Raw genomic sequence first — 4,720 nt, 5'->3', positions numbered from 1 at the left:
CCTGGGCGCCACCCCAGACCAACTGGTAGAGCACGTAAAACGAAAGCGCGCAGCTCAAGCCGACACCGGCGATCGTCACGCTGTGCGCACCGACGCGGCCGATGCGCTTGCCGAACAGGCCGGCCAGCACCGCGCCAAACAGGGGGGCAAGGACGATCGTCAGCAGAATGGATTTGTCGAGCATCATCAATCAACCCTTCAGACTGTCGATGTCGGTCACGTCGATGGTCGCGCGGTTGCGGAACAGGACGACGAGGATGGCCAGACCGATCGCCGCTTCTGCGGCCGCCACGGTAAGGATGAAGAATACGAAAACCTGCCCTGACGGATCGCCAAGGAAACGCGAGAACGCAACAAAATTCGTATTGACGGCGAGCAGCATCAGCTCGATGCACATCAGCAGCACGATGACGTTCTTGCGATTGATGAAGACTCCGGCAACTGCAATGCAGAACAGTATTGCCGCCAGGGTCAGGAAATGGGCCAACGTGATCATGGAGACACCTCCCCTTTCTTGACCGCGTCCATCTTGACCAGGCGAATGCGATCCTCCCGCTTGACCATGACCTGGCGCGCCGGATTCTGTGACTTGATTCCGCTGCGCTTGCGCAGGGTCAACGGAATGGCGGCTATGAGTCCGACCGTCAGGATCAGCGCGGCGACCTCGAACGGCAGCAGGAAATCCCGGAACAGGGTGCGTCCCAGCCAGCCCATGTTGGTCATGCCAGCGAGTGCAGCAGGATCATCATTGGGTGCCATCTGCAGCGTACGCACGCCAATCATCATCAGCATCTCGACCAGCATGACCGCGGCGACCACAACGCCGACTGGCAGGAAACGCACGAATCCTTCGCGAACCGGTGAGAAATCGACATCGAGCATCATCACCACGAACAGGAACAGCACCATGACGGCGCCCACGTAGACCAGCACCAGCGCCACGGCGAGGAACTCGGCCTGCGCAAGCAACCAGACGCACGCCATGGAGAAGAAAGTCAGCACGAGGTTCAGCGCAGCCACGACCGGATTCTTCACGCTGATCACGGCCAACGCAGCCAGTCCGGCCACACTGGCAAAGAAGTAGAAGCAGACCAGTTCAAATGTCATTGGATTCTCCGTGCCTGCTCATCGAAATGCCGCATCCTGCGCACGCGCAGCGGCAATCTCGCCTTCATAACGATCACCGATGGCGAGCAACTGGATCTTGTTGACGACATTTTCTCCACGCTGTTCGAAGTGGTATTCGTGCAAGTGGGTTTCGACGATCGAATCGACCGGGCAGGACTCCTCGCAGAATCCACAGAAAATGCACTTGAAGAGGTCGATGTCATAGCGTGTCGTGCGCCGCGTCCCGTCCTCGCGCATTTCCGAATCGATGGTGATCGCCAGCGCCGGGCAGACTGCTTCGCACAATTTGCAGGCGATGCAACGCTCCTCGCCATTCGGGTAGCGACGCAGCGCATGCAGGCCACGGAAACGATTCGACTTCGGAATATGTTCTTCCGGGTAGCGCATCGTGTACTTAGGCTTGAACATGTACCGAATGGTCAGCCACAGGCCGCCAAGCAGCTCGAGCAGCAGCAGACTCTTGAAGTAGTGAATGACTCTGTTCATGGTTTGTCGTGTGGTCCTTGCTCGCTCATGCGCCGATCGTGACGATGCCGAAATACTTCAGGCAGGCCTCAACGATCACCCAGGCAATCGTTATCGGAATGAACACCTTCCAGCCGAGACGCATGATCTGGTCATATCGGTAGCGCGGGAAAGAGGCGCGGAACCACAAATAGAAGAAGCTGAAGAAGAACGCCTTGACGAAGGTCCACTGCCAGCCGCCCTTCCAGATCCAGTCGATCCATGCCACATCGGCATCGATCCAGCCCTGGAACGGACTGAGCCAGCCACCGAAGAACAGGATTGCAGCCAGGAACGCGAGCAGGATCATGTTCGCGTATTCGGCCAGGAAGAAAATCGCGAACGCCGAACCGGAGTACTCGACATGGAAGCCAGCCACGATTTCCGACTCACCCTCGGCGACGTCGAATGGCGCACGATTGGTTTCGGCAACACCGGATATGCAGTAGATGATGAAGACCGGGAACAGGGGCAACCAGTACCAGTCGAAGAATCCTTTGCCACCGGCCTGGGCCAGCACGATATCGGTCAGGTTCAGACTACCGGTCAGGATCATCACGCTGACCAGGGCGAAGCCCATGGCGATTTCGTAGGAAACGGTCTGCGCGGCCGCACGCATGGCGCCCAGCATTGCGTAGCGCGAATTTGAAGCCCAGCCGGCGAGAATGATGCCGTAGACGCCTAGCGAGGTCAGTGCCAGCAACAGAAGCAGGCCCACATTCACATTGGCCAGCACCATGCCGACATCGAATGGAATGACCGACCAGGCCGCCAGTGCAGGAACCAGTGCGATCATCGGAGCCAGGAAGAACAGGACCTTGTTCGAATTGGCCGGCAGGATCACTTCCTTGAACAGGAGCTTGAAGACATCCGCGAACGCTTGCAGCAAGCCGAATGGACCGATCTGGTTCGGCCCCATGCGCACATGCATCCAGCCGATGACCTTGCGCTCCCAATAGACGAACATGGCCACTGCAATAATCACTGGCACGGCAACGGCCAGGATCTTGATCAGGACCCAGGCGGTCATTCCGACATCGCCATAGCCGAGCAGGCTGTCGCGCATCGAGTCGATCATGCGGTGGCCCTCGCGATCCGGAGCATCACACCATCAGCAGGCAACCTGGCAACATCTGCGTATCCAGCCTCGATCCACGCAGCACCCTTGGGTACACGCGCATCAAGATGCACGGACAACTGTGTCTTCTCCACCCAGGCCTGGTCACCCTGCGCAAAACCCAGGCCAGCCGCATCGGCAGGATGCAAGGCAACCAGTGCTCCGCGCGTAAGTGGATGCGCATTCAAGGATGACGAGCGGCGCAACACCGCATCGGATCGATAGATGGCCGTAGTGGCAATACGCTGGAACATGCCTTGCTGTTGCGCTGAAGTTGTCTTGCGCGCGCCGGGTTCCGTCGCGTTACCCGAGGCCTTGCTCATCTGCTCGCGAACTTCAGAAATCTCGGTGAAACCGAAGCCATCAAGAGCAAGTGCGGAGCCAAGCGCACGAAGCACTTTCCAGCCCGGGCGGGCATCGCCGGGCAATTTCGATGCGGCGTAAACTGATTGTACGACCCCATCGATGTTGGTGTAGCTCGCATCGATCTCGGGCGGCAAGCCGATTGGCAGGACGGCGTCTGCTGTCTTGCGCACGTTCTCGCTTGCGTAGGCTCCCATGTGCAGATGAAAGTCTGCGTTGGCACAGGCTTGCTCGAACGCTAGCGGCAAGGCGAAGTCAGACGAACCAGCCTGGTAGACGACAAGAGTCTTCGGCGGATTCTCCATCATTCCACCAGCCGTCCGACCATCCTTCTGCGGAGCAACGCCCGAATCAGCCAGACCAATCGCATTCGCCCCGGAGGGAATCTCGTTGTATCCCGAGCCGGTAGCGCGCGCGATGAATTTCGCGGCCGTCCGCAGCCACGCGGCATCGGCATGCTGTACTACTGATTCGCCCACGATTAACACCGAGGCACTGGAGTCAGCCAACAGCTTGACGATGGCCCTCGCTGAATCGTCTGCGTCCATCTTGACGAGCTCTGCCGCAAGACCGGAAGAAGCAGGAAGCCGGCCCGTGTCATTTGCCGCTCTAGCCAATCCGAGGACCCGATCAACCATCGCCGCCGGCGTCGCAATCTGCTTGCCGGCCAATGCGAAATTGAAATCGAAATCAAGCGGATTGACTACGTGAACCTTGGCACCCGCACTGACAGCCTTGCGCAAGCGATGATTGAGCAGCGGAATTTCGTGACGTGGATTGCAGCCAATCAGCAGGATCGCATCAGCCTTCTCGATCTCCGCGAACGGCGTCTCGAAGGCGCTCGCTCGCGGCGAGTCGGAAAAATCGACCTGGCGCAAGCGATGGTCGATGTCGTCACTACCCAGTCCGCGCAGCAGCTGGGCAAGCAGATGGCCTTCCTCGCTGGAGGTCAGCGGCGCGACCAGCGAACCAAGGTCCGTACCGGACTTGCGCAGATGTTCGGCAACGAATGCCAACGCTTCGGTCCAGCTTGTTTCGACGAGCTCGCCACCCTTGCGGACCATGGGCATGGTTGCGCGGTCTGCCGAGTACAGCCCTTCATGACTGTAGCGATCGCGATCAGACAACCAGCATTCGTTGATGGCTTCGTTGTCGCGTGGAACCGAGCGCAACACTTCACCGCGGCGCGTGTGCAGCCAGAGGTTTGAACCCAGCGCATCGTGATAGCCGATCGACTCGCGCGCAATCAGCTCCCAGGCACGCGCCTTGAAGCGGAACGGCTTGTTGGTCAATGCGCCAACCGGGCAGACATCGATGACGTTGCCGGACAGCTCGCTCATCAACGGCTTCCCGACGTAGGTGCCTATCTGCAGGCGCTCGCCACGCTCCATGCCGCCGAGTTCATAGGTGCCGGCCACTTCGGCCATGACACGTACGCAACGCGTGCACTGGATGCAACGGGTCATTTCGGTTTCGACCAGGGGACCAAGATTCTCGTCAGGAATGGTGCGCTTGGTCTCGACGAAGCGACTGACCGAGCGGCCATAGCCCATCGAAAGATCCTGCAACTCGCATTCGCCGCCCTGGTCGCAAATCGGGCAATCCAGC

General features: G+C 59.2%; 6 protein-coding genes. All 6 read right to left on the bottom strand.

The features are described 5' to 3' along the window. A partial coding sequence (locus WBP53_RS02665; protein ID WP_423925663.1) for a hypothetical protein occupies positions 1-187 on the bottom strand: 187 nt, incomplete at its 3' end. 3 nt (positions 188-190) lie between these two features. Further along, positions 191-496 (bottom strand): NADH-quinone oxidoreductase subunit NuoK, encoded by a 306-nt coding sequence (gene nuoK / locus WBP53_RS02660; RefSeq protein WP_423925661.1) that lies wholly within the window; start codon positions 494-496, stop codon positions 191-193. After that, positions 493-1,107: an NADH-quinone oxidoreductase subunit J gene (locus WBP53_RS02655; protein WP_423925659.1), complete on the bottom strand. Its 615-nt coding sequence runs from the start codon at positions 1,105-1,107 to the stop codon at positions 493-495. The genes nuoK and WBP53_RS02655 overlap by 4 nt, the downstream gene beginning before the upstream one ends. A gap of 18 nt (positions 1,108-1,125) precedes the next feature. After that, the gene (gene nuoI / locus WBP53_RS02650; RefSeq protein ID WP_423925658.1) at positions 1,126-1,614 is read right to left on the bottom strand and encodes an NADH-quinone oxidoreductase subunit NuoI; all 489 of its coding nucleotides are present in this window, start codon (positions 1,612-1,614) and stop codon (positions 1,126-1,128) included. 25 nt (positions 1,615-1,639) lie between these two features. Then, positions 1,640-2,710 (bottom strand): NADH-quinone oxidoreductase subunit NuoH, encoded by a 1,071-nt coding sequence (gene nuoH, locus WBP53_RS02645; RefSeq protein ID WP_423925656.1) that lies wholly within the window; start codon positions 2,708-2,710, stop codon positions 1,640-1,642. Beyond that, the coding region (nuoG, locus tag WBP53_RS02640; RefSeq protein WP_423925654.1) for an NADH-quinone oxidoreductase subunit NuoG at positions 2,707-4,720 on the bottom strand (2,014 nt) is incomplete at its 5' end. The genes nuoG and nuoH, both read right to left, overlap by 4 nt.

This window comes from Dokdonella sp. (assembly GCF_049593775.1).
Taxonomy (GTDB): domain Bacteria; phylum Pseudomonadota; class Gammaproteobacteria; order Xanthomonadales; family Rhodanobacteraceae; genus Dokdonella.
This window is presented reverse-complemented; position numbering and strand designations above follow the sequence as displayed.

Excerpts from the sequence above, each read along its gene's own strand:
- nuoI (WP_423925658.1), bottom strand. The coding sequence starts at position 1,614 with ATGAACAGAGTCATTCACTACTTCAAGAGTCTGCTGCTGCTCGAGCTG.
- WBP53_RS02655 (WP_423925659.1), bottom strand. The coding sequence starts at position 1,107 with ATGACATTTGAACTGGTCTGCTTCTACTTCTTTGCCAGTGTGGCCGGA.
- nuoK (WP_423925661.1), bottom strand. The coding sequence starts at position 496 with ATGATCACGTTGGCCCATTTCCTGACCCTGGCGGCAATACTGTTCTGC.
- nuoH (WP_423925656.1), bottom strand. The coding sequence starts at position 2,710 with ATGATCGACTCGATGCGCGACAGCCTGCTCGGCTATGGCGATGTCGGA.